1 protein-coding gene is annotated in these 1,807 nt (G+C 63.3%); it reads left to right on the top strand.

Annotated elements, in window-relative coordinates; genetic code table 11:
* A partial coding sequence (locus HR086_RS46595) for a hypothetical protein (protein ID WP_217442238.1) occupies positions 1–1,450 on the top strand: 1,450 nt, incomplete at its 5' end.
* Positions 1,451–1,807: the final 357 nt, after the last annotated feature.

Genomic DNA, 1,807 nt, shown 5'->3' on the forward strand with positions numbered 1-1,807 from the left:
ACAGGAACCCCCGCCAGGCCCCGTGCAAGGTCCGACCGGGATGCCCACGCGCGACGAGTTCGTGACCGCGCCAGGGAAGGGGCCCAACATCCTCCCGATGGATGTGCCCCCGCTCGCGCAACAACATGCGCAGCAGGTGTCGGACGCATACCGCACGGGAGGCGCGAAGGCGGCCACCACGAAGTTGCAAGAGCTGGTGCAGGCGCAACCGGCACTGGACACGGCGTATGTGAATGGACTCATTCGCATGACGCAGCCCACGCTTCAGCAGGTGGGAGTGGAGCTGGGCGTCCGGGTCAGCAAGGACAAGGATGACAGCAAGAAGAACGGCATCACCCGCGACAGCCTGAATGCGCTGGCGGCGGTGGCGGAGCGAGCGGGGCCGGAGGGGCAGAAGGCCCTGGGCAAGGCGCTGGCCGATGGCCTCCCCAACAGCAATCAGCTCAACCAGTTCGACGATGTGCTGCAGGACATGAAGACCCAGAACCCCATTGGCGCGGTCTTGCTAGGCGGGGCGACCGTCACCGAGCTTCAGGCGTCCGGTAAGGACAAGGCCGCGAAGGAGCTCCAGAGGGAGCACAAGCCGCTGGACTATCAGGGGCAATGGAAACCAGGCCAGAAGCTCTCCGAGGCCAACAACGCCCACTCGACGAACACGCAGCATGACTTCAACAAGGCCGTGAAGGAGGGGAAGAACTGGGTCGAGGGGGATCTCCAGATGAAGAAAGACGGCGGCATGGAGATGAACCATGACGAGTACGACCCCAAGCTCTCCTTTCAGGATTGGCTCGCGAAAGGGAAGGCGCTGGGGGTGGGCGTGAAGGTAGACGTCAAGCTCGATGCCTTCAAAGGTGGAGCTACTCCGCAGGAGATTGAGGAGAATTCGATAAAGAAGAAGGCCGCCGTGACGGAGATGGTGAAGCAGATAGTGGACTCCGGCATCCCGGGCGAGCGGTTGATGTTCAGCGTGAACCCCTACGAGGCGGCGTGGATTCGGGAGGCCCTGGGCGACAAGCTCCCCAATGCCACCATGGGTATCAACACTCCTGACGGAGCGCTGACGAGCGACACCGCGGCGGCGATGCAACAACACATCACCGACAATGCCCCGAGGCCGGTGTCGTTCATCACGAGATACAAGGACATCAAGGACGCCTCTCCGGAGGTCATCCAGGCCTTGAAGAATGGAAAGGCAACCGTCTCTGTCTGGAACGACCCGGGGGACATGTCACCGTTGATTGAACAGGCCGATGACGTGGTCAGTGAGACGAAGAAGCTGAAGGAGCGCGGAGTGGATGGGATGGTTGACATCCGGGAGAGCCACAGCTGGGCGGTCGCCGCCGGCAAGTCCAAGGCCATCTACGAGGGCGCCAAGGACACAGCCGGCGACATGAAGGACTCCGTGGTCAGTGGATTCAAGAGCACCGTCTCCTTCGGGAAGTGGAAGTAGACGTCGCGACCTGAGCGCGGGTGCCCCAAGGCCTGGTTCTCGGGCCTTGGCGTGAGGACTGAATCAGAGACTCTGGAGGAAAGCTCGCAGCGAGTCGAAGGCGGTATGGGCGGGGTCGATACCTGCGGCGCGCCCTGGCTCGCGCAACCCCTTGGATTCCGGGCGTTCGTGCCGAAAGCGCGCGCTGAATGCAGGGGAAATGCGCCAGGTCGTCACGGTTCCGCTCCTCTGGGCAGGAAGCGCGGGCATCCCCCCCAGATCCGCGCGCCGCACGGAGATTCCCCCTTGAGCTTTGGCATCCGTTTTCGTCCCCCTGGCGCCGTCGACACCACGAACGCTACCCAGGCACCCACGGCC

The sequence above is a fragment of the Myxococcus sp. CA039A genome (assembly GCF_013336645.1).
Lineage (GTDB): Bacteria > Myxococcota > Myxococcia > Myxococcales > Myxococcaceae > Myxococcus > Myxococcus llanfairpwllgwyngyllgogerychwyrndrobwllllantysiliogogogochensis.